The following is a 26,559-nucleotide window of genomic DNA, read 5'->3' on the forward strand; positions in this document are numbered from 1 at the left end:
TAAGGGGTTGGCGAGAAAAACCTTCAAACGCGCCGGCATGCGTACACCTGCGCACACATGCGCGGACCTGCGTCCTCATGCACGCGTGGCCGCCGCGCGCAGCAACTGATGCGAGGCCGCGTAACGCAAGGTGCGCGCGACATCGACGGTCAAAGGGCCGCCCCAGTCGAGCGCCACTTCGTAGCGGTCGCCGCGCGACGGTTCGATCTCGCGCTCGCCGTCGAAGGCGAGCGTGCCGTGGCCCGCATCGAGCGGCATCGGCATGCCGACTTCGAGCCGCTGGCACGTGCGCATGTTGAGCCGTTCGATGCGGCCCGGCGCGATCGGCGCGAGTATCGGCACGCCTTCGCCGCTGGCGTCGGCATCGCCGAACGTCATGTGCAGACCGTGCGCCGCGTCTCGTCCGACCGGCGCCCACGCGCCGCCGATCGACGCGAGCCCGATGCCGTCGGGCGGCGCGAAGGCCAGAAATAACGATTCGATATCCGAACTATCCGAAATCGCCCGCGCGCCAACGAACGGTTGCCGCGATACGCAAACATCGACCAGTGCGATTTCCTCGCGGCCCAGCGCCGGTCCTTCGACGCAACGCGCGACCAGCCGCTTGTTGCGCGCGAGCGCGGCCTCGGCGGGCACCGCGCCGGTGGCCACGAGCGCGCCGGCAAGGCCCGCGACGGTGGCCTCGCGCAGTTCGGGGAACGCGTTATTGGTGCCGGTGGAGAGCGCGAGCAAGGGCGTGTCGCCGCTATGCGCCGCGACCGCGCGATGCGTGCCGTCGCCGCCCAGCACGGCGATCAGCGCGACCCGTTCGCGCACCATGTGAGCGACGCCCGCGTGCGTGTCGGCGGCGCTGTCGCTGATCGGCAGATCGATGAAATCGACGGTCGGCCAGCGCTCGTGCCGCGCCACCGCCGCATGCGTTTCGAGCGCGCGCAGCACCAGCGCGGCGACGCCGGTCTTATCGCGCAAGGTGATCACGCGATCGACGCCGAATGCGCCCAGTCCCGCGAGCAGTCGCACGACCATGTTGGCTTTCTCGGCCGTCGGAAATACGGAAGCATGCGTGGTGAGGCGGCGGATGTCGCGTCCCGAAGCCGGGTTCGCGATCACGCCTACGGTCACGGGCGTCGTCACGGGCTTTGTCTCCTGATCCGCGCAAGGGCGGACCGATTGTGTCGGCGACGCTTGCCGATTGCGTTTGCGCGTCGCGTTTGTGCGTCATGTTTGTCCGCAGACTCTGCAAGCGTTGTGCCAACGCGTGCGCGCCGCGCGTTCAAGCAGACGGAATGCCGCTGCGACAGGGCTTTGCGGCCGATTCGCAAGCGCGCCGCGATCAGCGTCGCGTGGCGCGACGGCGTCTCAACACGGCCTGCGTTGAGCTCGGGGGCGAAGTGCACTGCAGCGAAACGCGCGGACGCAATCGCGCCGCGCCCCGCACGACGCACCCGACCCGCCGTTGTGCAGGCCCGCATGCGCGTCTCGCGACACACTGAGACGATCGTCTCAGCCATCTCGCTTGCTGCGCTGCGGTGTGATTGCGCGCGCGGGATGTGCTACAAAAGGTTCCCGCCTGGAGTGGTCTGGATTCGACTGGAACCGCCATGCCCTACGCCCTCGCTCCCACCCGCCACGCCGCGCGCGTGCGCGACGCCGTCGAAGGACGCCTGCCCGCGCCTTCGGGCTCGGCGCGGCTCGCGTCGTCGTGGCAGCGCTCGTTCGAGCGCTATCAGCTCGATCCCGGCTCGGTGATCGGCCCGCGCGTGCTGAGCGCCGCCGAACTGCGCGAAATCCGCGATCGCGAGGAGTCTTTTCTGCGCGCCTCGGGCCAGTGCCTCACGCGCCTGCACGACGTCGTGCGCGACGCTGACTATTGCGTGATGCTCACCGACGCGCATGGCGTGACGATCGACTACCGCATCGACCGCGAGCGCCGCAACGACTTCAAGCACGCGGGCCTGCATATCGGTTCGTGCTGGTCGGAGAGCGAGGAAGGCACGTGCGGCATCGCGAGCGTGCTGGCCGATCTCGCGCCGATCACCGTGCACAAGACCGATCATTTCCGCGCCGCGTTCACCACGCTCACCTGCAGCGCCGCGCCGATCTTTGCGCCCGGCGGCGAGCTGATCGGCGTGCTCGACGCCTCCGCCGTGCAGTCGCCCGATGGCCGCGAGAGCCAGCGCATCGTCAATCAGCTCGTGCGCCAGAGCGCGACGCTCATCGAGGACGGCTATTTCCTGCATCGCACCGCGTCGTGCTGGATTCTGTTCGGCCACCAGAGCCGCAATTACGTCGAGGCGCAGCCCGAACTACTGATCGCCTTCGACGAAAACGGCAACGTGGTCGCCGCGAACCGGCGCGCGCGCGAAATCATTCCGGGCCTCGAAGGTCCGCGCCATATCGACGAGATTTTCGATTCGTCGCACGTGCAGTTGCGCGATATCGGCCGCATCGAGGCCATCGCGGCGCTGCGCCTGCGGGCGAGCGGCGCGATGCTTTACGCGCGGATTCGCGCGCCGCTCGGACGGGTGCCGTCGCCGGGCGTGCATGGCGCGGTGCCGCTGCGCGACGTGCGCGATGCGCCCCAAACCCGCGCCGAGGAGGCGCACGACCGCAGCGCGCTCGGCCCGTTCCTGCGCAGCGCCGACGCGCGCGTGGCCGACAACGCGCGCATCGCACAGCGCGTTGTCGGCAAGCGGCTGCCGATTCTGCTGCTCGGCGAAACCGGCGCGGGCAAGGAAGTATTCGCGCGCGCGATCCACGATGCCGGGCCGCGCCGCAACCGGCCGTTCGTCGCGGTGAATTGCGGCGCGCTGCCCGAGTCGCTGATCGAGAGCGAGCTGTTCGGTTACGCGCCCGGCGCGTTCACGGGCGCGCGGCGTCACGGCGCGCGCGGCAAGATCGCGCTCGCCGACGGCGGCACGCTCTTTCTCGACGAAATCGGCGATATGCCGCTCGCGCTGCAGACGCGCCTGCTGCGCGTGCTCGCCGAAGGCGAAGTGCTGCCGCTCGGCGGCGAGACGCCGGTGCGCGTCGATCTCGACGTGATCTGCGCGACGCACCGCGATCTCACGCAGATGGCCGCGGCGGGCGCGTTTCGCGACGATCTCTACTACCGCCTGAGCGGCGCGGTGCTCACGCTGCCGCCGCTGCGCGAACGGCGCGACATCGGCATGCTGATCGACACGGTGTTCGCCGAAGAAGCGCAGGCCGCGGGCCGCCCGCTCGGCCTCGACGCCGCGCTGGCCGCGCAACTCGCCGCCTATGCGTGGCCCGGCAATCTGCGCCAGTTGCGCAACGCCATGCGCTACGCATGCGCCGTCTGCGACACCGTGCGTGTGGAGGCGCGGCATTTGAGCGCCGATCTCGCCGCGCAATTGCCTGATTCAGCGCGTGGGGGCGCCATGGCCTCGCGCGAGGGCGACCGCGCGTCGACGCGCGCCGAACGCGCGACGGGCCATCACGACAGCGCCGAACGCGCCCGCATCCTCGCCGCCCTCACCGCCCACCGCTGGCGTCCCGACGCCGCCGCCGCCGCGCTCGGCATCTCGCGCGCGACGCTCTATCGACGGATCGCGAAGCACGGCATCGTCGGGCCGCATCGCGCTTGAGCGTCGGCGCGTGCGGCTGTTCCGCCGTTCCAGCGGCAGTTTTCGCGCGCGCGCACCGTCATGGCGCACGCGTGCTCGTTGCGCCCGCCGCGATCGGCCTGTGCGCGCAATGCACAGAAGTATTAAATATTGTGCGGCGCGATTGTCTTGCCACGCAACGCTCGGTATAAATCGTCCGCTTCCCGTCCACGCAGGCGCGAACTGTCCTATCCTGATAGCGCAGCGCCCACCGACTGGATGCGTCGTCCGTTCCCGGCTAACCGAATTCGAATTGCCCTCAATGGAGTGATTGCCATGCTGAAGAAGCTGCTGATGCTGTTCCTCGCACTCGGTCTGTCGCTGTCCGCCGCGTTGGCCGCGGCTGTCGAAGTCAATACCGCCGATCAGGCGGCGCTCGAATCGGTCAAGGGCATCGGCCCCGTCCACGCCAAGGCGATCCTCGACGAACGTAGCAAAAACGGCCCGTTCAAGGATGCGGACGACCTCGCCACGCGCGTGAAGGGCATCGGTCCGAAGTCGGTGCAGAATCTCGAAGCCGCCGGTCTGACGATCAACGGTTCGTCGGCGCCGCCGGCGGGCAAGCCGGCAGCGTCGTCGAAGAGCAGCAAGGCGGCGACCACGGCGGCGCCCGCCGCCACGGCCGGCACCGCGCCGAATCCGATGACCACGGCCCCGACGTCAGCGGCGCCCGCCACCACGGCCACGACCGCGCCGGCCGCCTCGGACGCCAAGGCCGGCAAGTCCAAACGCAAGAGCAAGAAGGACAAGGAAGCCGCCGCCGCGAGCGCCGCGCAGGCGGGTTCCGCCGCGCCCGCCGCCACCGCGCCGGCCGCCGCTTCGGATACCAAAGCAAAGAAGAGCAAGAAGTCGAAGAAGAGCAAGGCCGCGTCCGACGCGGCCGCCTCGGGCGCTTGAGGTCGCGCGCCCGCTTTCCGGCACTTTCTGCCATCCCCGCGGCGCGCCTCGTGCGCGCCGTCCGATTTTCCGGCCGCGTCCCCCGTCGCGGCCATCATTAGTGAGATCGTCATGAGCCTGCTCGATACCCTCGGTTCCCTGCTCGGTTCGTCGCAACAGCAACAAGGCGGCGGCCAAACTCAACTCCTCGCGCTCGCGATGGAATTCGTCAACAATCAGCCGGGCGGCCTGAACGGCCTCATCCAGAAGTTCCAGCAAGGCGGTCTCGGCGACGTCGTGCAGTCGTGGGTCAGCAACGGCGAGAACCAGTCCGTTTCGCCCGATCAGCTGCACAACGTGCTCGGCTCGGACGTCGTCTCGGGTCTCGCGCAGAAGGTCGGCATGCAGCCGGAACAGGTCAGCGGCCTGCTCGCCCAGGTGCTGCCGCACGTCGTGAACGCGGGCACGCCGAACGGCGAAGTGCCGCAAGGCGGCCAGATCAACACCGAAAGCGTGCTCGGCACGCTCGGCGGCCTCGCCTCGCTGTTCGGCGGCGGCAACAAGCAGGCTTGATACGCTAACGCGAGGCGCGCCTCGCGCGCGCCGGTGCGTACTTTTCCGACGCCCATGAAAAAAGGGCTCCCCGAATCGGGGAGCCCTTTTTGTTTGAAGCGCGACAGATTACCGTCGCGCCAGCGGTGCATCAGCGAACTGAGAGCGCTTAATGAACGACGCGCTCGAACACCAGCTTGCCGTCCTGGACGTCGACCGGAATCACGTCCTTCGGTCCGAACTTGCCCGCGAGGATCAGCTTGGCGACCGGGTTTTCGATCTCCTGCTGGATCGCGCGCTTGAGCGGCCGCGCACCGAACAGCGGGTCGTAGCCGACATCCGCGATCTTGCCGAGCGCTTCGTCCGACACGACGAGTTCCATATCGAGCTTTTCCAGACGCTCGCGCAGGCGCTGCAACTGGATCTTCGCGATCGACTCGATGTTGTCCTTGCCGAGCGCATGGAACACGACGACTTCGTCGATCCGGTTCAGGAACTCGGGGCGGAACTGCAGCTTCACTTCGTTCCAGACCGCTTCCTTGACCGCTTCCTGCGGCTCGCCGTGCATCGACTGGATGAGGTGCGAACCGAGGTTCGAGGTCATCACGATCACCGTGTTCTTGAAGTCGACGGTGCGGCCCTGGCCATCGGTCATGCGGCCGTCGTCGAGCACCTGCAACAGCACGTTGAACACATCCGGGTGCGCCTTCTCGACTTCGTCGAGCAGGATCACGCTATACGGCTTGCGGCGCACGGCCTCGGTCAGATAACCGCCTTCCTCGTAACCGACGTAGCCCGGCGGCGCGCCGATCAGACGCGCGACGCTGTGCTTCTCCATGAACTCGCTCATGTCGATGCGGATGAGGTGATCCTCCGAATCGAACAGGAAACCCGCGAGCGCCTTGCACAGCTCGGTCTTGCCCACGCCGGTCGGCCCGAGGAACAGGAACGAGCCGTACGGCTTGTTCGGGTCCGCGAGACCGGCGCGCGAACGGCGGATCGCATCCGACACCGCGTTAATCGCCTCGTCCTGGCCAACCACGCGCTCATGCAGCTTGTCTTCGATCAAGAGCAGCTTTTCGCGCTCGCCCTGCATCATGCGCGAGACCGGAATGCCGGTCGAACGCGACACGACTTCCGCGATTTCCTCGGCGCCCACCTGCGTGCGCAGCAGACGATGACGCTTCGGGCTGTTCTGCTCGGTGGCCTCGGCCTGCGCGACCTGCTTGAGCTGCGCTTCCAGTTGCGGCAGCTTGCCGTACTGCAATTCCGCGACCTTCTCGAGCTTGCCTTCGCGCTGGAACTTCGTGATCTCGGCACGCACCTTGTCGATGTCTTCCTTGATCTGCGCGCTGCCCTGCACCGCGGCCTTCTCGGCGGTCCAGATCTCTTCGAGGTCTTTATATTCGAGGCTCAGGCGATCGATTTCCTCTTCGATCAGCTGCAGACGCTTCTGCGACGCTTCGTCCTTTTCCTTCTTGACGGCTTCGCGCTCGATCTTCAGCTGGATCAGACGACGATCGAGCTTGTCCATCTCTTCGGGCTTCGAATCGATTTCCATCTTGATCTTCGACGCCGCTTCGTCGATCAGGTCGATCGCCTTGTCCGGCAGGAAACGGTCGGTGATGTAGCGATGCGACAGTTCCGCCGCCGCGACGATCGCCGGGTCGGTGATTTCCACGCCGTGGTGCAGTTCATATTTCTCCTGCAGACCGCGCAGAATCGCGATGGTCGCTTCCACCGACGGTTCGTCGACGAGCACCTTCTGGAAGCGGCGTTCGAGCGCGGCGTCCTTCTCGATGTACTTGCGATATTCGTCGAGCGTGGTCGCGCCGATGCAATGCAGCTCGCCGCGCGAGAGCGCCGGCTTGAGCATGTTGCCCGCGTCCATCGCGCCTTCGGCCTTGCCCGCGCCGACCATCGTGTGAATTTCGTCGATGAAGACGATGGTCTGGCCTTCGTCCTTGGCGATGTCGTTGAGCACCGACTTCAGGCGTTCCTCGAACTCGCCGCGATACTTCGCGCCCGCCAGCAGCGCGGCCATGTCGAGCGAGAGCACGCGCTTGCCCTTGAGCGTTTCCGGCACTTCGCCGTTGACGATGCGCTGCGCGAGACCTTCGACGATGGCCGTCTTGCCCACGCCGGGCTCGCCGATCAGCACCGGATTGTTCTTGGTGCGGCGTTGCAGGATCTGGATCGAGCGGCGGATTTCGTCGTCGCGGCCGATCACGGGATCGAGCTTGCCGGCGCGCGCGCGCTCGGTCAGGTCGACCGTGTACTTCTTGAGCGCCTCGCGCTGGCTTTCGGCGTCCTGGCTATGCACCTGCGCGCCGCCGCGCACCGCGACGATCGCGGCTTCGAGCGCCTTGCGCGAGAGGCCGTTCTTGCGCGCGATCTGGCCCGCGTCGCCCTTGTCGTCGGCGACGGCGAGCAGGAACATTTCGCTCGCGATATAGGTGTCGTTGAGCTTCTGCGCTTCCTTGTCGGCCTGATTGAGCAGACCCGTGAGCTCGCGCCCGACCTGCACGTTGCCGTCGGTGCCCTGCACCTGCGGCAAGCGGTTGATGGCGTCGTTGAGCGCGTTTTGCAGCGCCTGAACCTGCACGCCGGCCCGCGACATCAGCGAGCGCGCGGAACCGTCCTGTTGCGCGACGAGCGCCGCCAGCAGATGGACCGGTTCGATGTATTGATTGTCGCGGCCGACGGCCAGGCTTTGTGCGTCGGCGAGTGCTTCCTGAAACTTGGTGGTGAGCTTGTCGATTCTCATTTGAAACGAGACCTCCAGTAATCTTGACTGTCACCAGATTTAAGGGTCATTGAGCCGGTTTCAAGCGCACAGGCCGTCATTTTTTCCGATTTTTAATATGAGGGTGCGCTGGATGCGCAGATCGCCGTCCGCAGGGCGGATGACGGTGAAGCCGGTGGATTCGTCGGATCGAAGCGCGCCGTGAGGAGCGTCGCGAGATCGGGCGAAGTCAGCGCGTGGCGCTCGTCGCCTTCGCGCGCGGGATGAAGTTGACGGGCGCGAGGCCGAGCACGCCGCTCAGTTCATGCTCCGGTTGCGCCAGCTCGCCGATGGTGTGGCGATCGAGTTCGGCGAGGAAGGCGTCGCGCGCGGCCGCCAGCGCATGCTTGAGGCGGCACTGCGGTTCGATGACGCAGCCGCGGCGCTCGCCGTGTTCGTCGGGAAAACAGCCGACCAGCGCGAAATCGCTCTCGGTGTGGCGCACCACGGTGCCGACGCTCAGCGACAGCGAATCCGCCGCGAGCCGCAGGCCGCCGTTACGGCCGCGCAGGGTGTCGACCCAGCCGAGTTCGCCCAGCCGCTGCACGACCTTCATCAGATGGTTCTTCGAGATGCCATAGGCGTCGGAGATTTCCTGGATCGTCGCCAGGCCGTCGCGGCGCAGCGCGAGATACAGCATCACGCGCAGCGAGTAGTCGGTGTAATCGGTCAGTCTCATGGCGATCGTTAAAAAATGAGTCAGGTCAATCGTGACGCTAATGCGTCTAAGATAACATGCAGCGCCCATGCAGGTTTTGCGCTGTCTGGGTATCATGACGCTTCGTATTTCCAGGCATTTTCCGGCATTTCCAGCCGCATCGGAACGTGCCGTGGCATTTGTACATCCGCAACAAGCCCATCATGACCGACGCACGCCCCGCCCCCTACGCCGAGCCGACCGAAGACAACATCCGCGAACTCGTCTACGCGTTCTATGACCGCGTGCGCGCGGACGCGCTGCTCGGCCCGGTCTTCGACGGCATGCTGGCCGGGCGCTGGGACGACCATCTGCCGAAGATGGTGCGCTTCTGGTCGAGCCTTGTGCTCGGGACGAAAACCTACCGCGGCAACGTGCAGCAGGCCCACAATCCCGTGGAAGGCGTCGAGCCGCGTCATTTCAGCCGCTGGCTCCATCTGTTTCTCGATACCGTGCAGGCGCGCTACGAGCCTGCCGCCGCGCTCCAGTTCATGGAGCCCGCGCTGCGAATCGCGCAGAGCCTGCAATTGAGCAAGTTCGGCTGGGACTACCAGATTCCGCCCGAACAGCAAGCCTTGCTCGATGCGGTCGCGCCGCGCCGCCGCCCCGCAGGCCACGGACACGATCACGACCTGCCCACGCGCCCGCCTGGCGAGCCGTTTCCGACGCGCATCGTCGGCCGCTCGATGGACGCGGACGAAGCCGATCGCGCGAACTGAGCGACGCCTGCGTCTGGCGTCGTCGGCTGATTCTGGCTGTTAGTTGCGATTCATCACGCAAGTCAGCGCGATCTGCCCCGTTTTATGCGCATAACGGCGGCCAGGCATCGCGTCCCAGCTTCAAAACAGGCTGCGATCGACTTTCGGCACTTCGGGCGCCAGCTTCAACAGCCTCTCGCTCTGCGCGACGACAAAGCGCGCCACCGCGTCCACCAGCGCCCGTTCCTCGCCCATATAAACCTCGGCGCGCGCCAGTTCCGGCGCAAGCGCACTCGCCTGCCGCGCCATCCGCACGATCTCGCGCTCCAGAAAACGCGGCTGCGTGCGCGTGCGCTGGGCGAAATCCGCTAGCGCGTACGGCGTGAGCTCCTGTAGCCGGAATACGTCGCCATAGGCCATCGCCATGTCCTGCTCGACGTGCTCGCCGTAGGCGTTCACCGAAACGAGGTCGTACAGCGGCGCGGGCTCCAGATTCGACGCGCGCATGAAAAACGAGATGTTCTTGCCATGCGCGTCGCTATTGCCGATCAGCACGTGCAGCAGCGCCCAGCGCACGAGAAACGTGCGCGTCGACAGCGGATTGTCGAAATACGGCTCCAGCGCGAACAGCTTCTCGAAACTCACGCCTTCGCGGATATTGCGCACGTCGGCGACATTGCCGAAATTGCGCTCGTATTTGAACGACACGGGCAGATCCAGCGCCTGACAGCCGTCGATCACATGCCGCCGGCGCACCGCGGTCACAGTCTCTCCATCGGCGGGATCGATGCTTACTGCGCGGTCGAAACGCTCGATCAGCAGAATCGGCTCGGGGAGACGGCGAATCTCGACCGGCGCAACCTTGAGCCCCAGACGCGCCGCCAGCGTCATGCAGAAATGCTCGTTGGCGACCATGTGCGGCGTAACGGCATTGCGCGACTCGGGCTTGAGAATATGCGTCGAACTGAGCGCGCCGTCCGCGAGCGCGAGGCGCGCGCCTTCCGCCAGCACCTGCAGCTTGTCCTGATAGCCGGCGACCGAGAGTCGCACCTTGCCGTCCCAGACCGGGAAATCGACGAGATCGCGTTCGCGGATCCGCTGGCTCAGTTCTTCCGTCGAAATCGGTCTGCGCAGCGGCGGCGCGGCCTCGACCGGCGCGCCGGGCAGGTCCGAGGGCGGCGCGAAGCTCAGCGCGCCGACGGGTTCCTTGCCGAGCACGCGCACGAGCCCGAAAACGTTCTCCTTCGAGATCTGATTGACGATCGATGCGACGTCGAGCGCGCGGCCTTCCGGCAGCAGGTTTTGCAGGAAACGCTGGACCGCACCCGGCGCCGCCACTGCGCCCGAGAGCGGGATATGCGGCGAGAGCGGAAAGGCGTCGTCGCGCTGCCGCCAGGCCGCGTCGTAGTCGAAACCGTAGCGCTCCTCGCGCGATTCGAAGCTCAACGTGCCGACCGGCGCATCGCCGGTTGTGACGCGCAGCGTATGGGCGGCCATCAGGGCGTCTCCTGCGCGCCGGGCGGCATCAGCTTGCGCACTGCCATGCTGGCTTCGCTGCGCGGCAGGACCAGCAGGCTGAGCCCGAGCCCGTTGAGAATCAGAAACACCTTGTCGAGACTGACCGAGCGACCGTTTTCGAGCCGCGACAGCACGTCCTTGGAGACGCCGAGCATTTGCGCGGCATCGTCGATACGCAGTTCGCTTTGTGCGCGGCGATTGCGCACGAGCAGGCCGAGCGCGGCCATGTCCAGCGCCAGCGGGTCCGGGCGTTCAATCGGTCGAGGCAAGGTGCGGGGCATGGCGGGCGCGTCCAGAATGTCCAGATTTTCGGAATCAGCCGCTTGATGCGGCCATAATTCCGAGAATATCAGAATTATTCCGTTGGACGCCAGTTTTGGCGAATAGTTCTCGCATTTAAGGAATAAATCGACTCAGCCCACACGGCGAGCCGATTATTCTCATATTTCAGGAATTATTCCGTACGATCCACGGTTACGCTTGTTATTCTGATATTTCAGGAACAATCGATAGAATACGCACGCATGCGTGTTTAATCCGGCTTGACCGCCGCATTCCCCGACTCGATCCCCCAACGCGCCAGCGCCGCGTCGTCGCTTTCGCGCGCATCGACCCAGCGCGCGCCGTGCTCGGTCGCTTCCTTCTTCCAGAACGGCGCTTCGCTTTTCAGGTAATCCATCACGAACTCGCAAGACGCGAACGCATCGCCGCGATGCTTCGACGTCGTCGCGACCAGCACGATCTGGTCGAGCGGCGCGAGCTGGCCGACCCGATGCACGATCAGCACCTCGATGCCCGGCCAACGCGTGCGCGCCGCCTCGACGATGTTCTCCAGCGCCTTCTCCGTCATCCCCGGATAGTGCTCGAGCTCCATCCCCGCGACCGCGCTGCCGTCGTTCAGGTCGCGCACGGTGCCGACAAAGCACGCCACCGCGCCGATCGACGGATTGTTGGCGCGCAGTTGCGCGACTTCGGTCGTCAGGTCGAAATCCCCGGTCTGAACCCGCACGGGCATGACTGCTCTCCTTAATCGTCGTGAGGGATTCAGCCGCCGGTGACGGGCGGGAAAAACGCGACTTCGCAGCCTTCGGTAATGCGCGTGCGCGGGTCGGTCATGACGTGGTTGCACGCCATGCGCAGCGAACGGCCTTCCGCCAGCGTCTCCGCCCAGACGCCGCCGCGTGCGCGCAGCCAGCCGCGCACATCGCCGACCGTGACGATGCTGTCGGGCAGCGTGACCGTTTCATCGGCGACGCCCAGTGCTTCACGCACGCTCGCAAAAAATTTCAGCTGGATTTTCATCGTTTCAAACTCAGTACAGCAATTCGGTAAAGGGGATGAAGCGCACGATCTCACCGGCGCTGATCGTATGATTCGGCGGATTGTCGATGATGCCGTCGCCCCAGACCGTCGAAGTCAGCACCGCCGAACTCTGGTTCGAGAACAGGTCGAGGCCGCCCGCCGGATTCACGCGCGCGCGCAGGAACTCGTTGCGGCGATCCGATTTGGTCTGCGTGAAATCGGCGCGCAGCGACAACGCGCGCGGGCTGACGTGCGCGACACCCGCGAGACGCAGCAGGAACGGGCGCACGAACAGCAGGAAGGTCACGAAGCTCGACACCGGATTGCCCGGCAGCCCGATGAAAAACGCCTGCCCCGCTTCGTTCGCGCCACGCCGCACCGCGCCGAACGCGAGCGGCTTGCCCGGCTTCATGGCGATCTGCCACATGCCGATATGGCCTTCCGCCTCTACGGCCGGACGCACATGATCTTCCTCGCCCACCGACACACCGCCCGAGGTCAGAATCAGATCGTGCTGCGCGGCGGCTTCGCGCAAGGTCGCGCGCGTGGCGTCGAGCTGATCGGGAACGATGCCGTAATCGGTCACGTCGCAGCCCAGATTGCGCAGCAGGCCCGTGAGCGTGAAACGGTTCGAGTTGTAGATCGCGCCGGGCTTGAGCGGCTCGCCGGGCATCGTCAGTTCGTCGCCGGTGAAGAACACCGCCACCTTCACGCGGCGCGTAACCGTGAGCGTCGCGCAGCCGACCGAGGCCGCCAGCCCGAGCGCCGCGGGCGACAGGCGCGTGCCCACGGGCAGGATCACCGAATCCTTCTTGATGTCCGCGCCCTGGGCCGTGATCCACTCGCCGGCCTTGGGCGTGTGCAGGATCGTCACTTCGCCGTCGCCGGCTTCGGCCTGCTCCTGCATCACCACGGCGTCCGCGCCCGGCGGCACGGTCGCGCCCGTGAAGATGCGCGCCGCCGTGCCTGCCGCGAGCGGCTGCGGCGCGTGACCGGCCGGAATGCGCTGCGAGACCGGCAAGCGGCGGCTGCCTTGATGCAGGTCGGCCGCGCGCACGGCGTAGCCGTCCATCGCGCTCGTGTTCATCGGCGGCACGTCGAGCGGCGACACCACCTCGACCGCCAGCACGCGGTTGAGCGCGTCGAAGGTCGAGAGCGTTTCGGTTTGCGTGAGCGGCTGCGCGGCGGCGAGCAAGGTCGCGAGCGCGTCGGCGGTCGAGATCATCGGCGGGCGCGGGGCGCCTGTAGCGGCGTTCGTGGCGGCGCGGGTGCCTGAATTCGGGGCTTGGGGCGTGGACATGGGCGGGATGTTGGGGCGTACGGGACGAGGCGCGATCCGCGGTGCTTGCAGAGCGCTCCGCGCGACGCCTTCGGCAGTGGGTCTGCCGTTATTGTAGCGGCGGGCAGGCGGCATTGCGCCGCGTGCCCTTATGCCGTGAATTCGCCGTGTGCGTCGAGGACTGCGCGCCGCGAGCGGCTCGCGCCCGCGGCGGGTACGGCAGCAGAACCGATCAGTCCTGCGTGTGCGCGGTGATGTAGTCCTTCACCTGCTTCGCGTCGGCGGCCACCACTTCGAAACGCTGCGGCAGCGCCTCCAGGCCTTCGAACGCCGCCGGACGCTCGGCTTCGCGATCGAGCGCTTCGCGGATCGTCTCGCCGAACTTCACCGGCTGCGCCGTTTCCAGCACGATCATCGGCACGCCCGGTTGCAGGTGCTCGCGCGCGACCTTCACGCCGTCGGCCGTATGTGTGTCGATCATCGTCTTGTAGCGCGTGAAGACGTCGCGGATCGTCGCGATACGGTCGTCGTGGCCGCTGCGGCCCGACACGAAGCCGAACTGCTGCACGCGCACGAAGTCGCCGCTCGCCGCGAGATCGAAACCGCCCTTCTCCTCGACGTCGCGGAACAGCTGCGCGACGCGCGCCGGATCGCGGCCCAGCAGGTCATAGACGAAGCGCTCGAAGTTCGAGGCCTTCGAGATGTCCATGCTCGGGCTGGTCGTGTGATACGTCTCGGCCGACGCGCGCACGCGATAGACGCCGGTGCGGAAGAACTCGTCGAGCACGTCGTTCTCGTTGGTCGCGACCACGAGCTTTTCGATCGGCAGGCCCATCATGCGCGCGATGTGACCCGCGCAGACGTTGCCGAAGTTGCCCGAAGGGACCGTGAACGACACGCGCTCGTCGTTGCTCTTCGTGGCGGCAAAATAGCCCGCGAAGTAGTAGACGACCTGCGCCACGACGCGCGCCCAGTTGATCGAATTGACCGTGCCGATCTTGTGCGCGGCCTTGTACGCGTGATCGTTCGAGACCGCCTTGACGATGTCCTGGCAGTCGTCGAACACGCCTTCCACCGCGAGGTTGAAGATGTTCGGATCCTGGAGGCTGAACATCTGCGCGGTCTGGAACGCGCTCATCTTCTTGTGCGGCGAGAGCATGAACACGCGCACGCCCTTCTTGCCGCGCATCGCGTATTCCGCCGCGCTGCCCGTGTCGCCCGACGTGGCGCCCAGAATGTTCAGCTGCTGGCCGGCTTTGGCGAGCGTGTACTCGAACAGATTGCCGAGCAGCTGCATCGCCATGTCCTTGAACGCGAGCGTCGGACCGTTCGAGAGTTCGAGCAGCGAGAGCGTCGTGCCGTTTTCCTCGCCGAGCGTGGTGAGCGGCGTGATCTTGCTCGCGTCCTCGCCGTGGCGCACGTTGCAGTACGTGGCCGCGGTGTAGGTGCGGCGCGTGAGGTCGCGCAGATCGTCGGCGGGAATGTCGTCGCTGAACTTCGAGAGGACCTCGAACGCGAGGTCCGCGTACGAGAGACCGCGCCAGCGCGCGAGTTCTTCCTTGCCGATCTGCGGATACTGCGCCGGCAGATACAGGCCGCCGTCGCGTGCGAGGCCGCCCAGCAGGATGTCCGAGAACGAATGCTGCTCGCCGGCGCCCGCGCCGCGCGTGGATACGTAATTCATTGCTGGTCCTTGCCTTACCTTAGTTCAGTCCTTCCATGCGCAGCTTCGTCACCGACGACTTCACGGTCGCCAGCTTCTCGATCTGCGCGATCGCCGCGTTGACATTCTTTTCGAGCGTCTCGTGCGTGATCAGGATGATGTCGGTCTCCGCCTTGCCCTGCGCGTCCACTTCTTCCGACTCCTTCTGCAGCAGCGCGTCGATCGAAATGCCGCTGTCGGCCAGGATGCGCGTGATGTCGGCCATCACGCCGGTCTGGTCGGCCACGCGCAGGCGCAGGTAGTAACCGCTCGTGACTTCCTCGATCGGCAGGATCGGCGTGTTCGAGAGGCTGTCCGGCTGGAACGCCAGATGCGGCACGCGATGCTCGGGATCGGCCGTATGCAGGCGCGTCACGTCCACGAGATCGGCCACGACCGCCGAAGCCGTCGGCTCCGCGCCCGCGCCCTTGCCGTAGTACAGCGTGGTGCCCACGGCGTCGCCGTGCACGACCACCGCGTTCATCGGGCCTTCCACGTTCGCGAGCAGGCGCTTCGCCGGGATCAGCGTCGGATGCGTGCGCAGCTCGATGCCCTTCTCCGTGCGGCGCGCGATGCCCAGCAGCTTGATGCGATAGCCGAGTTCTTCCGCGTACTTGATGTCGATGGCGTCGAGCTTGCTGATGCCTTCCACGTAAGCCTTGTCGAACTGCACCGGCACGCCGAACGCGATCGCGCTCATGATCGTGGCCTTGTGCGCGGCGTCCACGCCTTCGATATCGAAGGTCGGGTCGGCTTCCGCGTAGCCGAGTTCCTGCGCGCCCTTCAGTGCGGTCGCGAAGTCGAGGCCGCGCTCGCGCATTTCCGAGAGGATGTAGTTCGTCGTGCCGTTGATGATGCCGGCGATGTACTGGATGCGGTTGGCCGTCAGACCTTCACGCAGCGCCTTGATGATGGGGATGCCGCCCGCCACCGCCGCTTCGAACGCGACCATCACGCCCTTGGCGCGTGCGGCCTGGAAAATTTCCGTGCCGTGCACCGCCAGCAGCGCCTTGTTGGCCGTGACCACGTGCTTGCCGTTGGCGATCGCGCGCAGCACGAGGTCCTTGGCGAGGGCGGTGCCGCCGATCATTTCGGCGATGATCGAAATCGACGGATCGTCGACGACGGCGTTGAAGTCGGTCGTCAGGTCGACGCTGCCGGCTTCGCTGCCGAGCGCCGCGGTGGCCTTGGCCGGATTGCGCACGGCAATGCGCGCGATCTCGATGCCGCGGCCCGCGCGGCGTTTGATTTCTTCCTGGTTGCGGCGCAGTACCGTGAAGGTGCCGCTGCCCACCGTGCCGAAGCCCAAGAGACCTACTTTGATCGGTTCCATGCAGCGTGTGTTCGTCTAAGTGTGTGAAAAGGAAATGCGTTTGCGTGGCGTTTTTCGTGGCGTCTGCGTGACGGGTGCCGTCGCTCAGGTGCCGTGACGCTGGCGATAGCCGTCGAGGAAGCGCGCGATCCGGTTGATCGAATCGGTCAGGTCGTCGACGTTCGGCAGGAACACCACGCGGAAGTGATCCGGCTGCTTCCAGTTGAAGCCCGTCCCCTGCACGAGCAGCACGCGCTCCTGCAGCAGCAGATCGAGGATGAACTGCTGGTCGTCCTGGATCGGATAAAGCTTCGGGTCCAGACGCGGGAACATGTACAGCGCCGCTTCCGGCTTCACGCAGCTCACGCCCGGAATGGCCGTGAGCATGTTGTACGCGAGTTCGCGCTGGCGATACAGGCGGCCGCCCGGCTGGATCAGCTCGTTGATGCTCTGGTAGCCGCCGAGCGCCGTCTGGATGGCGTACTGGCCCGGCACGTTCGCGCACAGGCGCATCGACGCGAGAATGCCGAGGCCTTCGGTGTAGTCCTTCGAGCGGCGGCGGTTTTCGCCCGTCATGCCCGAGAGGAACATCCAGCCGGCGCGGTAGCCGCACGCGCGGTAGCTCTTCGAGAGGCTGTTGAGCGTGACCGTGATGACGTCTTCCGAGAGCGAGCCGAGCGCCGTGTGCGTCTTGCCGTCGTAGATGATCTTGTCGTAGACCTCGTCGGCGAAGATGATCAGGCCGTGCTCGCGCGCGATCGCCACGAGGCCTTGCAGCAGCTCGTCCGAATACAGCGCGCCCGTCGGGTTGTTCGGATTGATGACGACGAGCGCGCGCGTGTTCGGCGTGATCTTCGCGCGGATGTCGTCGAGATCGGGCATCCACGCGTTCGATTCGTCGCAGATGTAGTGAATGGGCGTGCCGCCCGACAGGCTCACGGCCGCCGTCCAGAGCGGATAGTCGGGCGCGGGCAGCAGCACTTCGTCGCCGTCGTTCAGCAGCGCCTGCATGGCCATCACGATCAGCTCGGACGCGCCGTTGCCGATGTAGATGTCGTCGAGCTCGACGCCCTTGACGCCCTTTTGCTGGGCGTAATGCATGATCGCCTTGCGCGCGGCGAACACGCCCTTCGAGTCCGAATAGCCCGAGGAGCCCGGCAGGTTCAGGATCATGTCCTGAATGACCTCGTCCGGCGCGTCGAAGCCGAACGGCGCCAGATTGCCGATGTTCAGCTTGATGATGCGATGGCCTTCTTCTTCGAGGCGCTTGGCATGCTCGAGCACCGGCCCGCGGATGTCGTAGCAAACGTTCTGCAGCTTGTTGGATTTGAGAATCGGTTTCACGGCGGGCTTTCGGTCTGGGAAACGGTCTTAAGGGGCCAAATAGGCGAGTCGGGCATTGGCCGGGCGCGGCATACCGGGTAACTATACAGAGCGGGCCGAACGGCGCACGGGCCGCGAGCCTGTCGAGGCAAGGGGCGAGCGTGGCTGCGGCACGGGCCAACTCCGGCTAACCACGGGAAACTGCGGACATCTTCGGGCAACGTGCCAGTTGCAGCTTGTGACTGCGTTCGCCGGCTGGGTGTGTCCACTGGGTGTATCCAGACAGGATGTCGCAGGCGAATGGCGCGGATGTGGCGCTCGGACTGACGGGCTCGAAGCGGTTCAGGCCGGACCCCGCTGGGGCGACGGCGCGCCGCGGCGGCTAAAAAGCTATAATTTAGCGGATTTTGACCGACTTCCGCAATGCGCAAAGCGCCGTCACGGGCCGTGCCAGGCCACGGGCAGCGGCAGCGCGCGGCGTCCTTCGTCCGCGCCGTGCCTGCGCCGGCGCGCGCTGTCCGTAATAAGACCTTCGCTGAGACCTTCCGGAATTCCGTTTTGAAACTACACCAGGACTCCAGCGGCGCCCTGAACACCGTCACCGGTTATGGCGCCGATTACGTCGAGATCAATCTCGAGCGTCATAACGGCAGCATCCTCGTCATGCCTGACTCGCCGGTCCAGCCCTGGCCGGTGAATGCGTTCGACTCGCTCACCCCCGACCATTTTGCGGCGCTGCTGCCGCTCAAGCCCGAAGTCGTCGTGTTCGGCAGCGGCGAGCGCCTGCGCTTTCCGCATCCGCGCCTGACCGCGCCGCTGTCGGCCCAGCGCATCGGCGTGGAGGCGATGGATTTCAAGGCCGCCTGCCGCACCTACAACATCCTGATGGCCGAAGGCCGCCGCGTGGCGCTCGCGCTGCTGATCGAAGCCTGACTGAAGCCTGGTCGGGGCCTGATCGCAACCTGATTAAAGTCCGATCGCGCCCCGGATCGGCCGCCCGATCGCGCGGCCTCGTGCCCGCCCCTTAAGCTTGCCTTCAGGTACGCTCCCCGTGCCGTAGTACACTTGCGCGCCGCGCGGGCGAGGCGCGTATCCACGCCGCCACCCGACCGACTGCAACGTTGACAAAAACAGGCTGGAATCCATGAACGATACGCCCTCGCGGCTGCCGCTCAACCGCAGCGCGATCCTGCTTCTGATCGTCGCTCTCGCCGTGATCTGGTTCTTGCCGCTCGGCTGGCGCCATCTGCTGCCGAGCGACGAAGGCCGCTATGCCGAAATGGCGCGCGAAATGCTCGCGACCGGCGACTGGATCACGCCGCGCTACAACGGCTACAAGTATTTCGAGAAGCCGCCCCTGCAAACCTGGATGAACGCGCTGACGTTCGCGTGGTTCGGCATCGGCGAATGGCAGGCGCGCCTCTACACGGCGCTGACCGGCTTCGCCGGCGTGCTGCTGGTCGGCTTCACCGGCGCGCGCGTGTTCAACGCCGCCACCGGCTTCTTCGCCGCCGTCGTGCTCGCCTGCGCGCCGTACTGGAACCTGATGGGCCACTTCAACACGCTCGACATGGCCCTGTCGTTCTGGATGGAACTCACGCTCTGCGCGCTGCTGCTCGCCCAGCGCCCCAATCTGCCGCGCAACACCGCGCGCCTGTGGATGTGGGTCTGCTGGGGCGCGATGGCGCTGGCCGTGCTCTCGAAGGGCCTCGTCGGCCTGATCCTGCCGGGCGCCGTGCTGGTGCTCTACACGCTGATCTCGCGCGACTGGGCGCTCTGGAAGCGCCTCTACCTCGTGAGCGGCCTGATCGTGTTCTTCGCGGTCGTATCGCCGTGGTTTGTGCTGGTGCAGGAGCGCAATCCCGAGTTCTTCAACTTCTTCTTCATCGTCCAGCAGTTCCAGCGCTATCTGACGCCCGCGCAGAACCGCCCCGGCCCGTTCTATTACTTCGTGCCGGTAATGCTGGTCGGCTTACTGCCGTGGCTCTCCGTGAGCGTGCAGAGCGTGCGCCACGCGCTGCGCACGCCGCGCCAGCCGAACGGCTTCGCGCCGGTCACGCTGATGCTGGTCTGGAGCGCCTTCATCTTCCTGTTCTTCAGCGCGTCGCATTCGAAGCTGATCTCGTACACGCTGCCGATCGCTCCGCCGCTCGCGCTCGTCATCGGCCTCTATCTGCCGCTGATGACGAAAAAGCAGTGGAATCGCCATCTGATCGGCTATGCGCTGCTGGCCGTCGCGCTGATGGCGGGCTCGTTCGTACTCACGCGCCTCGGCGACTCGCGCAACCCCAACGCGCTCTACCGCGAGTACCAGGTCTGGGTGTTCGCCGCCGCCGCCGCCGCCTTCGTCGCGACCATGATCGGCTTGCGCATCGCTCGCGCGAAGAACACGCCCGAAACCGGCGCGCGCGCGCCCGCCGTGGCGCTCGGCACCGCGTGGCTGCTGCTCGCGACCATCGCCGGCACGGGCCACGACGTATTCGGCACGCTGAGTTCCGGCGCGCCGCTCGCGCCCGCCGTGCGCGCGGCCATCGCCAAAATGCCGCCCGACACGCCGTTCTATTCGGTCGGCGTGCTCGATCACACGCTGCCCTTCTACGTGCGCCACTCGATGACGATGGTCCAGGTCACCGACGAACTGGCCTTCGGCATCTCCGAGGAACCGCAGAAATGGGTGCCGACCGTCGCCGAATGGGAGCAGCGCTGGAAGACCGAACGCTACGCGCTGGCGCTGCTGCCCGCGCAGCGCTACGACCAGCTGGCCGCGCAAGGCTTCCCGATGCAGGTGATCGCCCGCGACGCGCGCCGCGTGGTGGTGGAAAAGCCGCAGCCCTGAGCCTGGCGGATCGCGGGCGCGCATGAGCGATAATGGCGGGTTGTGACCCTGACGGCGCCGGCCCGGCAGCCGCGCAGCGCGCGGGCCGTTCCACGCGCCCGCCTGTGGCTGCCCGCCCGCCGCAGCGGCGTCGCGGACCGCGCCCGGTCCGCCCCCATAACCGAGTTGATCACCAGAATGATGAATCCGATTTCCCTTATCTGCATCCTGGCCGGCGTCGGCCTGAATGCCTGTGCGCAACTGTTGCTGAAAGCCGGTGTCAATGCCGTTGGACACTTCGAATTCAGCCGTGCGAACATCCTGCCCATCGGCTGGAAGCTCGCCACGCAGCTGCCGATCATCGGCGGACTCACCTGCTACGTGTTCAGCGTGGTCGTGTGGATCGTGGGCCTCTCGCGCGTCGACGTCTCGATCGCTTACCCGATGCTCTCGCTCGGCTACGTGGTCAACGCGTTCGCGGCCTGGTATCTGTTCGGCGAAGTGATGAGCGTGCAGCGCCTCGTCGGCATCGGCATCATCCTGATCGGCGTGGTCGTGCTGGCGCGCAGCTGATCGGCGCAGCCGGGCCATCCGCCACATCGAAGCCACATCGAAGCCACATCGAAGCCACATCGAAGCGACATCGAAGCAAATCGTAAGGTCGGCGGCGCATGCTTCGCGCCGCCACAGCCTCACTCACTATCTGACGTTCTGACGAGCCAAGCCCTCATGACCCAGTCATCCGCGCAATCCTCCGTACCGTTCCTCCCGTTCGTCAAACCCGAGATCGACGAGGAAACCATTCAGGGCGTCGTCGACGTGCTCCGCTCGGGCTGGATCACGACCGGCCCGCAGAACCAGGCGTTCGAAGCCGCGCTGTCCGAGTATTGCGGCGGCCGTCCGGTGCGCACCTTCAACTCGGGCACGGCGACGCTGGAAATCGGTCTGCGCATCGCGGGCGTCGGTCCCGGCGACGAAGTCATCACCACGCCGGCCTCGTGGGTGTCCACGAGCAACGTGATCTACGAAGTGGGCGCGACGCCCGTGTTCGCCGACATCGACCCGCTCACGCGCAATATCGACCTCGACAAGCTCGAAGCCGCCATCACGCCGCGCACCAAGGCGATCATTCCGGTGTTCCTTTCGGGCCTGCCCGTCGACATGGACCGCCTCTACGCGATCGCCCGCCAGCACAAGCTGCGCGTGATCGAGGACGCCGCGCAGGCGTTCGGCGCGAGCTGGAACGGCAAGCGCATCGGCGAACTCGGCGACATCGTCTCGTTCAGCTTCCACGCGAACAAGAACCTCACGGCGATCGAAGGCGGCGCGCTCGTGCTCAACAACGAGGACGAAGCGGAACTCGCGCGCAAATACCGGCTGCAGGGCATCACGCGCACGGGCCTCGACGGCATGGACTGCGACGTGCTCGGCGGCAAGTACAATCTCACGGACGTGGCCGCGCGCGTGGGCCTCGGCCAGCTCAAGCACATCGAGCGTTTCACGCTGCAGCGCCGCAATCTCGCGAAGGCGTATTTCGCGGGCTTCGAAGGCGGCGCGGCCGTGAAGCTCGGCATGGGCCTGCCGCACGCCGACTTCGCGAACAGCAACTGGCACATGTTCCAGATCACCCTGCCGCTCGAAAAGCTCACGCTCACGCGCGCGGAATTCATGGAACAGCTCAAGGAACGCGGGATCGGTTCGGGCGTGCACTACCCGGCCATCCACCTGTTCACGCTCTATCGCGAGCGCGGTTTCCGTGCGGGCATGTTCCCGCACGCCGAGCGGTTCGGCGCGACCACGGTCACGCTGCCGCTCTTCACGCTGATGACGGAAGCGGACGTCGCGCGCGTATGCCACGCCGTCAACGACATCTGCACGCAGTTCGCGAAGTAGGCATCGCCAGCAAGTACCTGCACGGAGTGGGCGCTGTTCGGCCAATCGCGCCCGCCCCGCCCGCCGTACACTGTCGTGCAACACGGATTACCCCAACGGAAAAGACGCACACATGAGTCAAACGGAACAACGCACCTTGACCCCGGAAACGCCGGAAGTCTCGGTCATCATTCCGGTCTACAACGAGGAAGCCGGACTGGCCGCGCTGTTCGCGCGCCTGTACCCGGCGCTCGACAAGCTCGGCACCTCGTACGAAGTCATCTTCATCAACGACGGCAGCCGCGACCGCTCCGCCGCGATGCTCGCCGAGCAGTTCCGCGCGCGCCCGGACACCACGCGCGCGATCCTGCTCAACGGCAACTACGGCCAGCACATGGCGATCCTCGCGGGCTTCGAGCAGTCGCGCGGCGAGATCGTCATCACGCTCGACGCCGACCTGCAGAATCCGCCCGAGGAAATCGGCAAGCTGGTCGAGAAGATGCGCGAAGGCTACGACTACGTGGGCACGATCCGCATGCAGCGCCAGGACAGTCTGTGGCGACGCAAGGCTTCGCAGGCCATGAACCGGCTGCGCGAGCGCATCACGCGCATCAAGATGACGGACCAGGGCTGCATGCTGCGCGCCTACAACCGTCATATCGTCGATACGATCAACCGTTGCGGCGAAATCAACACCTTCATTCCGGCGCTCGCGTACACCTTCGCGCAGAACCCGGTCGAAGTCGACGTCGCGCACGAAGAGCGCTTCGCGGGCGAGTCGAAGTACTCGCTCTATAGCCTGATCCGCCTGAACTTCGACCTCGTCACCGGCTTCTCGGTCGTGCCGCTGCAGTGGCTGTCGTTCATCGGCGTGATTCTTTCGCTGGGCTCGGCGGGCCTGTTCGTGCTGCTGCTGATCCGCCGCTTCATCATCGGCGCGGAAGTGCAAGGCGTGTTCACGCTGTTCGCCATCACGTTCTTCCTGCTCGGCGTGATCATCTTCGCGCTCGGCCTGCTCGGCGAGTACATCGGCCGTATTTATCAGCAGGTGCGCGCGCGTCCGCGCTATCTGGTGCAGACGATTCTCGAAGCGCGCAACGGCCGCGAAGTGGTCGAAGTGCCGCGTCAGGACGTCGTGCAGGCCGTGCAGACCGCGCTGAATCCTGTCGGCGCCGCGAACCAGAACGTCAACCCGAACGTCGGCGCCAACGTCGACCAGGAAGCCGGTCAGGACGCACGCCACGGAGCCCAGTCATGAAAGCGCGCGCCGTCGTCTTCGCGTATCACAACGTCGGGGTGCGTTGCCTGCAGGTACTGCTCGCGCGCGGCGTGGACGTGGCGCTCGTCGTCACGCACGAAGACAGCCCGACCGAAAACATCTGGTTCGGCAGCGTGAAGTCGGTGGCCGAGGAACACGGCATCGACGTCATCACGCCGGCCGATCCGAAAAGCCCCGAGCTGCGCGCCGCGATCGCCGCCGCGCAGCCCGACTTCATCTTTTCGTTTTACTACCGCCACATGTTGCCGGTGGATCTGCTCGCGCTCGCCGCGCGCGGCGCCTACAACATGCACGGCTCGCTGCTGCCGAAGTATCGCGGCCGCGTGCCGACCAACTGGGCGGTGATCAAGGGCGAAACGGAAACCGGCGCGACGCTGCACGAGATGGCCGCGAAGCCCGACGCGGGCGCGATCATCGCGCAAACGCCGGTGCCGATCCTGCCCGACGACACGGCGGCGATGGTCTTCGACAAGGTGACGGTGGCCGCCGAGCAGACGCTCTGGCGCGTGCTGCCCGCCCTCGTCGCGGGCGAAGCGCCGCACCTGCCGAACGATCTGTCGCAAGGCAGCTACTACGGCGGGCGCAAGCCCGAAGACGGCCGGCTCGACTTCTCGCAGAGCACGCAGGACGTCTACAACCTGATCCGCGCAGTCGCGCCGCCGTACCCGGGTGCGTTCACGGACATCGGCGAGCATCGTTTCGTGATCGCGCGCGCGCGGCTGGTGCGCCCCGGCACGCAAGACGCCGAACGCGTGCGCGCCCTCGCCGGATTGCCCGCCGGCATCCACGTAAGCGATAATGCGCTTTTCGCCCTTTGCGGCGACGGCCGCGCCATCGCGATTCACGAACTGCGGCACGCACCGAATCTGGAACACGGCGGTCAAGAGACCGTCGTCACGCCCGCCGCGTTCTCCGACCTCATTTCATCTGTCCCCCGTCCATGAAAAAAGTTCTGATCCTGGGTGTCAATGGCTTCATCGGCCATCACCTCTCCAAGCGCATCCTCGAGACCACGGACTGGGAAGTGTTCGGCATGGACATGCAGACGGACCGCCTCGGCGATCTGGTCAAGCATGAGCGCATGCACTTCTTCGAAGGCGACATCACGATCAACAAGGAGTGGGTCGAGTATCACGTCAAGAAGTGCGACGTGATCCTGCCGCTGGTCGCCATCGCCACGCCGGCCACCTACGTGCAGCAGCCGCTGCGCGTGTTCGAACTCGACTTCGAGGCGAACCTGCCGATCGTGCGTTCGGCGGTCAAGTACCGCAAGCACCTCGTCTTCCCGTCGACCTCCGAGGTCTACGGCATGTGCTCGGACGAGCAGTTCGACCCGGACGCGTCGGCCCTCACCTACGGCCCGATCAACAAGCCGCGCTGGATCTACGCGTGCTCGAAGCAGCTGATGGACCGCGTGATCTGGGGCTACGGCATGGAAGGCCTGAACTTCACGCTGTTCCGTCCGTTCAACTGGATCGGCCCGGGCCTCGACTCGATCTACACGCCGAAGGAAGGTTCGTCGCGCGTCGTGACGCAGTTCCTCGGCCACATCGTGCGCGGCGAGAACATCAGCCTCGTCGACGGCGGCGCGCAAAAGCGTGCGTTCACCGACATCGACGACGGCATCGAAGCGCTGATGAAGATCATCGACAACAAGGACGGCGTCGCCTCGGGCAAGATCTTCAACATCGGCAACCCGACCAACAACTTCTCGGTGCGCGAACTCGCGCACAAGATGCTGGCGCTCGCCGCCGAATTCCCCGAGTACGCGGAAACGGCGAAGAAGGTCCAACTGGTCGAAACGTCGTCGGGCGCGTACTACGGCGCGGGCTACCAGGACGTGCAGAACCGCGTGCCGAAGATCGACAACACGATGCAGGAACTCGGCTGGGCGCCGAAGTCGACCTTCGACGAAGCGCTGCGCAAGATCTTCGAAGCGTACCGCGGCCATGTCGGCGAAGCGCGTGCGCTCGTCGAACAGCAGCAAGCGTAACGCCGGGGACAACGCCACTTGGCCCGCATCGTTCTCAAGATCGACGTCGACACGCTGCGCGGCACGCGTGAAGGCGTGCCGAATCTCGCGCGCATCTTCGACCGCTACAAGGCGCGCGCGACGTTCCTGTTCAGCCTCGGCCCGGACCATACGGGCTGGGCGCTGCGCCGCGTGTTCCGTCCGGGCTTTCTGAAGAAGGTCTCGCGCACCTCGGTGGTCGAGCATTACGGCATCCGCCAGCTGATGTACGGCGTGTTGCTGCCCGGCCCCGACATCGGCGTGGAAGCGGCCGCGCAGATGCGCGCGATCCACGAAGCCGGTTTCGAGTGCGGCATCCACACGTGGGACCACGTCTACTGGCAGGACAATGTGCGCACGCGCGACGCGCAATGGACCGCGCGTCAGATGCAGAAAAGCTTCGACCGCTTCACGCGCATCTTCGGCACGCCGCCCGTCACGCACGGCGCGGCAGGCTGGCAGATGAACGAGTCGGCGTTCGAGCAGATCGACACCTGGGGCATGCAGTACGCCTCGGACGGGCGCGGCCATTCGCCCTATCGTCCGGTCGTGAACGGCCGCACGCTCAACCACGTGCAGATGCCCACCACGCTGCCCACGCTCGACGAAGTGCTGGGCGTCGATGGCGTGGACACGGACACCGTCGCCGCGTGGATGCTCAAGCTCACCGAGAACAATCCGCACGATCAGGTGTTCACGCTGCACGCGGAACTCGAAGGCCAGAAGCTCGCGCCCGTGTTCGAACAGCTGCTCGCGGGCTGGCGCGCACAGGGCCACACATTTGCCACGATGGGCGACTACCATGCGACGCTGGACCCGGATTCGCTGCCATCGTACCCTGTCACCTGGGGCGAGATCGCGGGCCGTTCCGGCCAGTTGATCGTCCAGCCCGACTGAACCCCGCCGCCCGCG

At 66.0% G+C, this 26,559-nt stretch carries 23 protein-coding genes; 12 read left to right on the forward strand and 11 right to left on the reverse strand.

The window, feature by feature from the left end:
• Positions 1–75 precede the first annotated feature (75 nt).
• Positions 76–1,134, reverse strand: coding sequence for an ATP-NAD kinase family protein (locus BMY06_RS16805; RefSeq protein ID WP_074984226.1), 1,059 nt, complete (start codon positions 1,132–1,134; stop codon positions 76–78).
• A 467-nt stretch (positions 1,135–1,601) separates the two neighbouring features.
• Here BMY06_RS16805 and BMY06_RS16815 point away from each other — a divergent pair, with 467 nt between their 5' ends.
• The 3 genes from BMY06_RS16815 to BMY06_RS16825 all read left to right on the forward strand — a co-directional run bounded on the left by BMY06_RS16815 (position 1,602) and on the right by BMY06_RS16825 (position 5,075).
• A complete protein-coding gene (locus BMY06_RS16815; RefSeq protein WP_074984229.1) occupies positions 1,602–3,608 on the forward strand; it encodes a sigma-54-dependent Fis family transcriptional regulator in 2,007 nt (668 codons plus the stop codon).
• A gap of 294 nt (positions 3,609–3,902) precedes the next feature.
• The gene (locus BMY06_RS16820; protein WP_065060058.1) at positions 3,903–4,523 is read left to right on the forward strand and encodes a ComEA family DNA-binding protein; all 621 of its coding nucleotides are present in this window, start codon (positions 3,903–3,905) and stop codon (positions 4,521–4,523) included.
• A gap of 27 nt (positions 4,524–4,550) precedes the next feature.
• Entirely contained in the window at positions 4,551–5,075 is a 525-nt protein-coding gene (locus tag BMY06_RS16825; protein ID WP_373681641.1) for a YidB family protein, read from the forward strand.
• A 148-nt stretch (positions 5,076–5,223) separates the two neighbouring features.
• Here the strand turns inward: BMY06_RS16825 and clpB are convergent, their stop codons facing one another.
• On the reverse strand, positions 5,224–7,821 hold the full coding sequence (gene clpB / locus BMY06_RS16830; protein WP_065060060.1) for an ATP-dependent chaperone ClpB: 2,598 nt from the start codon (positions 7,819–7,821) through the stop codon (positions 5,224–5,226).
• A 208-nt stretch (positions 7,822–8,029) separates the two neighbouring features.
• Positions 8,030–8,518: an Rrf2 family transcriptional regulator gene (locus BMY06_RS16835; protein ID WP_065060061.1), complete on the reverse strand. Its 489-nt coding sequence runs from the start codon at positions 8,516–8,518 to the stop codon at positions 8,030–8,032.
• Between the two features lie 182 nt (positions 8,519–8,700).
• Here BMY06_RS16835 and BMY06_RS16840 point away from each other — a divergent pair, with 182 nt between their 5' ends.
• Positions 8,701–9,255, forward strand: a complete 555-nt coding sequence (locus tag BMY06_RS16840) for a group III truncated hemoglobin (RefSeq protein ID WP_074984345.1) — start codon at positions 8,701–8,703, stop codon at positions 9,253–9,255.
• 120 nt (positions 9,256–9,375) lie between these two features.
• On the opposite strand, the gene BMY06_RS16845 is transcribed toward BMY06_RS16840, so the two are convergent.
• The 8 genes from BMY06_RS16845 to BMY06_RS16880 all read right to left on the reverse strand — a co-directional run bounded on the left by BMY06_RS16845 (position 9,376) and on the right by BMY06_RS16880 (position 17,691).
• The gene (locus tag BMY06_RS16845; RefSeq protein WP_074984231.1) at positions 9,376–10,731 is read right to left on the reverse strand and encodes a HipA domain-containing protein; all 1,356 of its coding nucleotides are present in this window, start codon (positions 10,729–10,731) and stop codon (positions 9,376–9,378) included.
• Positions 10,731–11,033 (reverse strand): helix-turn-helix domain-containing protein, encoded by a 303-nt coding sequence (locus BMY06_RS16850; RefSeq protein WP_074984232.1) that lies wholly within the window; start codon positions 11,031–11,033, stop codon positions 10,731–10,733. The genes BMY06_RS16845 and BMY06_RS16850 overlap by 1 nt, the downstream gene beginning before the upstream one ends.
• A 251-nt stretch (positions 11,034–11,284) precedes the next feature.
• Positions 11,285–11,767 (reverse strand): molybdenum cofactor biosynthesis protein MoaE, encoded by a 483-nt coding sequence (locus BMY06_RS16855; RefSeq protein WP_065060064.1) that lies wholly within the window; start codon positions 11,765–11,767, stop codon positions 11,285–11,287.
• A 29-nt stretch (positions 11,768–11,796) separates the two neighbouring features.
• On the reverse strand, positions 11,797–12,054 hold the full coding sequence (gene moaD / locus BMY06_RS16860) for a molybdopterin converting factor subunit 1 (RefSeq protein ID WP_074984234.1): 258 nt from the start codon (positions 12,052–12,054) through the stop codon (positions 11,797–11,799).
• 10 nt (positions 12,055–12,064) lie between these two features.
• Positions 12,065–13,279 carry a molybdopterin molybdotransferase MoeA gene (locus tag BMY06_RS16865; protein ID WP_074984236.1) on the reverse strand — a complete coding sequence of 405 codons (1,215 nt, stop codon included), beginning with the start codon at positions 13,277–13,279 and terminating at the stop codon, positions 12,065–12,067.
• 286 nt (positions 13,280–13,565) lie between these two features.
• Positions 13,566–15,017: a threonine synthase gene (gene thrC / locus BMY06_RS16870; RefSeq protein WP_074984237.1), complete on the reverse strand. Its 1,452-nt coding sequence runs from the start codon at positions 15,015–15,017 to the stop codon at positions 13,566–13,568.
• A gap of 19 nt (positions 15,018–15,036) precedes the next feature.
• Positions 15,037–16,368 (reverse strand): homoserine dehydrogenase, encoded by a 1,332-nt coding sequence (locus BMY06_RS16875; RefSeq protein ID WP_065060068.1) that lies wholly within the window; start codon positions 16,366–16,368, stop codon positions 15,037–15,039.
• Positions 16,369–16,452: 84 nt separating this feature from the next.
• Positions 16,453–17,691, reverse strand: a complete 1,239-nt coding sequence (locus tag BMY06_RS16880) for a pyridoxal phosphate-dependent aminotransferase (RefSeq protein ID WP_065060069.1) — start codon at positions 17,689–17,691, stop codon at positions 16,453–16,455.
• 537 nt (positions 17,692–18,228) lie between these two features.
• Here BMY06_RS16880 and BMY06_RS16885 point away from each other — a divergent pair.
• The 8 genes from BMY06_RS16885 (at position 18,229) to BMY06_RS16920 (ending at position 26,544) form a co-directional block, all read left to right on the forward strand.
• On the forward strand, positions 18,229–18,603 hold the full coding sequence (locus tag BMY06_RS16885; protein WP_065060070.1) for an Mth938-like domain-containing protein: 375 nt from the start codon (positions 18,229–18,231) through the stop codon (positions 18,601–18,603).
• Between the two features lie 211 nt (positions 18,604–18,814).
• The gene (locus BMY06_RS16890) at positions 18,815–20,506 is read left to right on the forward strand and encodes a glycosyltransferase family 39 protein (RefSeq protein WP_074984239.1); all 1,692 of its coding nucleotides are present in this window, start codon (positions 18,815–18,817) and stop codon (positions 20,504–20,506) included.
• Positions 20,507–20,686: 180 nt separating this feature from the next.
• A complete protein-coding gene (locus tag BMY06_RS16895) occupies positions 20,687–21,058 on the forward strand; it encodes an SMR family transporter (protein WP_065060114.1) in 372 nt (123 codons plus the stop codon).
• Between the two features lie 156 nt (positions 21,059–21,214).
• On the forward strand, positions 21,215–22,378 hold the full coding sequence (locus tag BMY06_RS16900) for a DegT/DnrJ/EryC1/StrS family aminotransferase (protein WP_074984241.1): 1,164 nt from the start codon (positions 21,215–21,217) through the stop codon (positions 22,376–22,378).
• A 112-nt stretch (positions 22,379–22,490) separates the two neighbouring features.
• The gene (locus BMY06_RS16905) at positions 22,491–23,615 is read left to right on the forward strand and encodes a glycosyltransferase (RefSeq protein ID WP_074984242.1); all 1,125 of its coding nucleotides are present in this window, start codon (positions 22,491–22,493) and stop codon (positions 23,613–23,615) included.
• Positions 23,612–24,580 (forward strand): formyltransferase, encoded by a 969-nt coding sequence (locus BMY06_RS16910; protein WP_074984244.1) that lies wholly within the window; start codon positions 23,612–23,614, stop codon positions 24,578–24,580. The genes BMY06_RS16905 and BMY06_RS16910 overlap by 4 nt, the downstream gene beginning before the upstream one ends.
• Positions 24,577–25,629: a bifunctional UDP-4-keto-pentose/UDP-xylose synthase gene (locus tag BMY06_RS16915; protein WP_074984245.1), complete on the forward strand. Its 1,053-nt coding sequence runs from the start codon at positions 24,577–24,579 to the stop codon at positions 25,627–25,629. The genes BMY06_RS16910 and BMY06_RS16915 overlap by 4 nt, the downstream gene beginning before the upstream one ends.
• A gap of 18 nt (positions 25,630–25,647) precedes the next feature.
• On the forward strand, positions 25,648–26,544 hold the full coding sequence (locus BMY06_RS16920) for a polysaccharide deacetylase family protein (protein ID WP_065060076.1): 897 nt from the start codon (positions 25,648–25,650) through the stop codon (positions 26,542–26,544).
• Positions 26,545–26,559: the final 15 nt, after the last annotated feature.

Origin of the sequence: Paraburkholderia tropica (genome assembly GCF_900109265.1) — a bacterium.
Taxonomy (GTDB): Bacteria; Pseudomonadota; Gammaproteobacteria; order Burkholderiales; family Burkholderiaceae; genus Paraburkholderia; species Paraburkholderia tropica.

Coding starts and splice junctions, on each gene's coding strand:
- BMY06_RS16850 (WP_074984232.1), bottom strand. CDS start 11,033: ATGCCCCGCACCTTGCCTCGACCGATTGAACGCCCGGACCCGCTGGCG.
- BMY06_RS16905 (WP_074984242.1), top strand. CDS start 22,491: ATGAGTCAAACGGAACAACGCACCTTGACCCCGGAAACGCCGGAAGTC.
- BMY06_RS16855 (WP_065060064.1), bottom strand. CDS start 11,767: ATGCCCGTGCGGGTTCAGACCGGGGATTTCGACCTGACGACCGAAGTC.
- thrC (WP_074984237.1), bottom strand. CDS start 15,017: ATGAATTACGTATCCACGCGCGGCGCGGGCGCCGGCGAGCAGCATTCG.
- BMY06_RS16835 (WP_065060061.1), bottom strand. CDS start 8,518: ATGAGACTGACCGATTACACCGACTACTCGCTGCGCGTGATGCTGTAT.
- BMY06_RS16840 (WP_074984345.1), top strand. CDS start 8,701: ATGACCGACGCACGCCCCGCCCCCTACGCCGAGCCGACCGAAGACAAC.
- BMY06_RS16915 (WP_074984245.1), top strand. CDS start 24,577: ATGAAAAAAGTTCTGATCCTGGGTGTCAATGGCTTCATCGGCCATCAC.
- moaD (WP_074984234.1), bottom strand. CDS start 12,054: ATGAAAATCCAGCTGAAATTTTTTGCGAGCGTGCGTGAAGCACTGGGC.
- BMY06_RS16895 (WP_065060114.1), top strand. CDS start 20,687: ATGAATCCGATTTCCCTTATCTGCATCCTGGCCGGCGTCGGCCTGAAT.
- BMY06_RS16910 (WP_074984244.1), top strand. CDS start 23,612: ATGAAAGCGCGCGCCGTCGTCTTCGCGTATCACAACGTCGGGGTGCGT.
- BMY06_RS16845 (WP_074984231.1), bottom strand. CDS start 10,731: ATGGCCGCCCATACGCTGCGCGTCACAACCGGCGATGCGCCGGTCGGC.
- BMY06_RS16865 (WP_074984236.1), bottom strand. CDS start 13,279: ATGATCTCGACCGCCGACGCGCTCGCGACCTTGCTCGCCGCCGCGCAG.
- clpB (WP_065060060.1), bottom strand. CDS start 7,821: ATGAGAATCGACAAGCTCACCACCAAGTTTCAGGAAGCACTCGCCGAC.
- BMY06_RS16890 (WP_074984239.1), top strand. CDS start 18,815: ATGAACGATACGCCCTCGCGGCTGCCGCTCAACCGCAGCGCGATCCTG.
- BMY06_RS16820 (WP_065060058.1), top strand. CDS start 3,903: ATGCTGAAGAAGCTGCTGATGCTGTTCCTCGCACTCGGTCTGTCGCTG.
- BMY06_RS16815 (WP_074984229.1), top strand. CDS start 1,602: ATGCCCTACGCCCTCGCTCCCACCCGCCACGCCGCGCGCGTGCGCGAC.
- BMY06_RS16900 (WP_074984241.1), top strand. CDS start 21,215: ATGACCCAGTCATCCGCGCAATCCTCCGTACCGTTCCTCCCGTTCGTC.
- BMY06_RS16875 (WP_065060068.1), bottom strand. CDS start 16,368: ATGGAACCGATCAAAGTAGGTCTCTTGGGCTTCGGCACGGTGGGCAGC.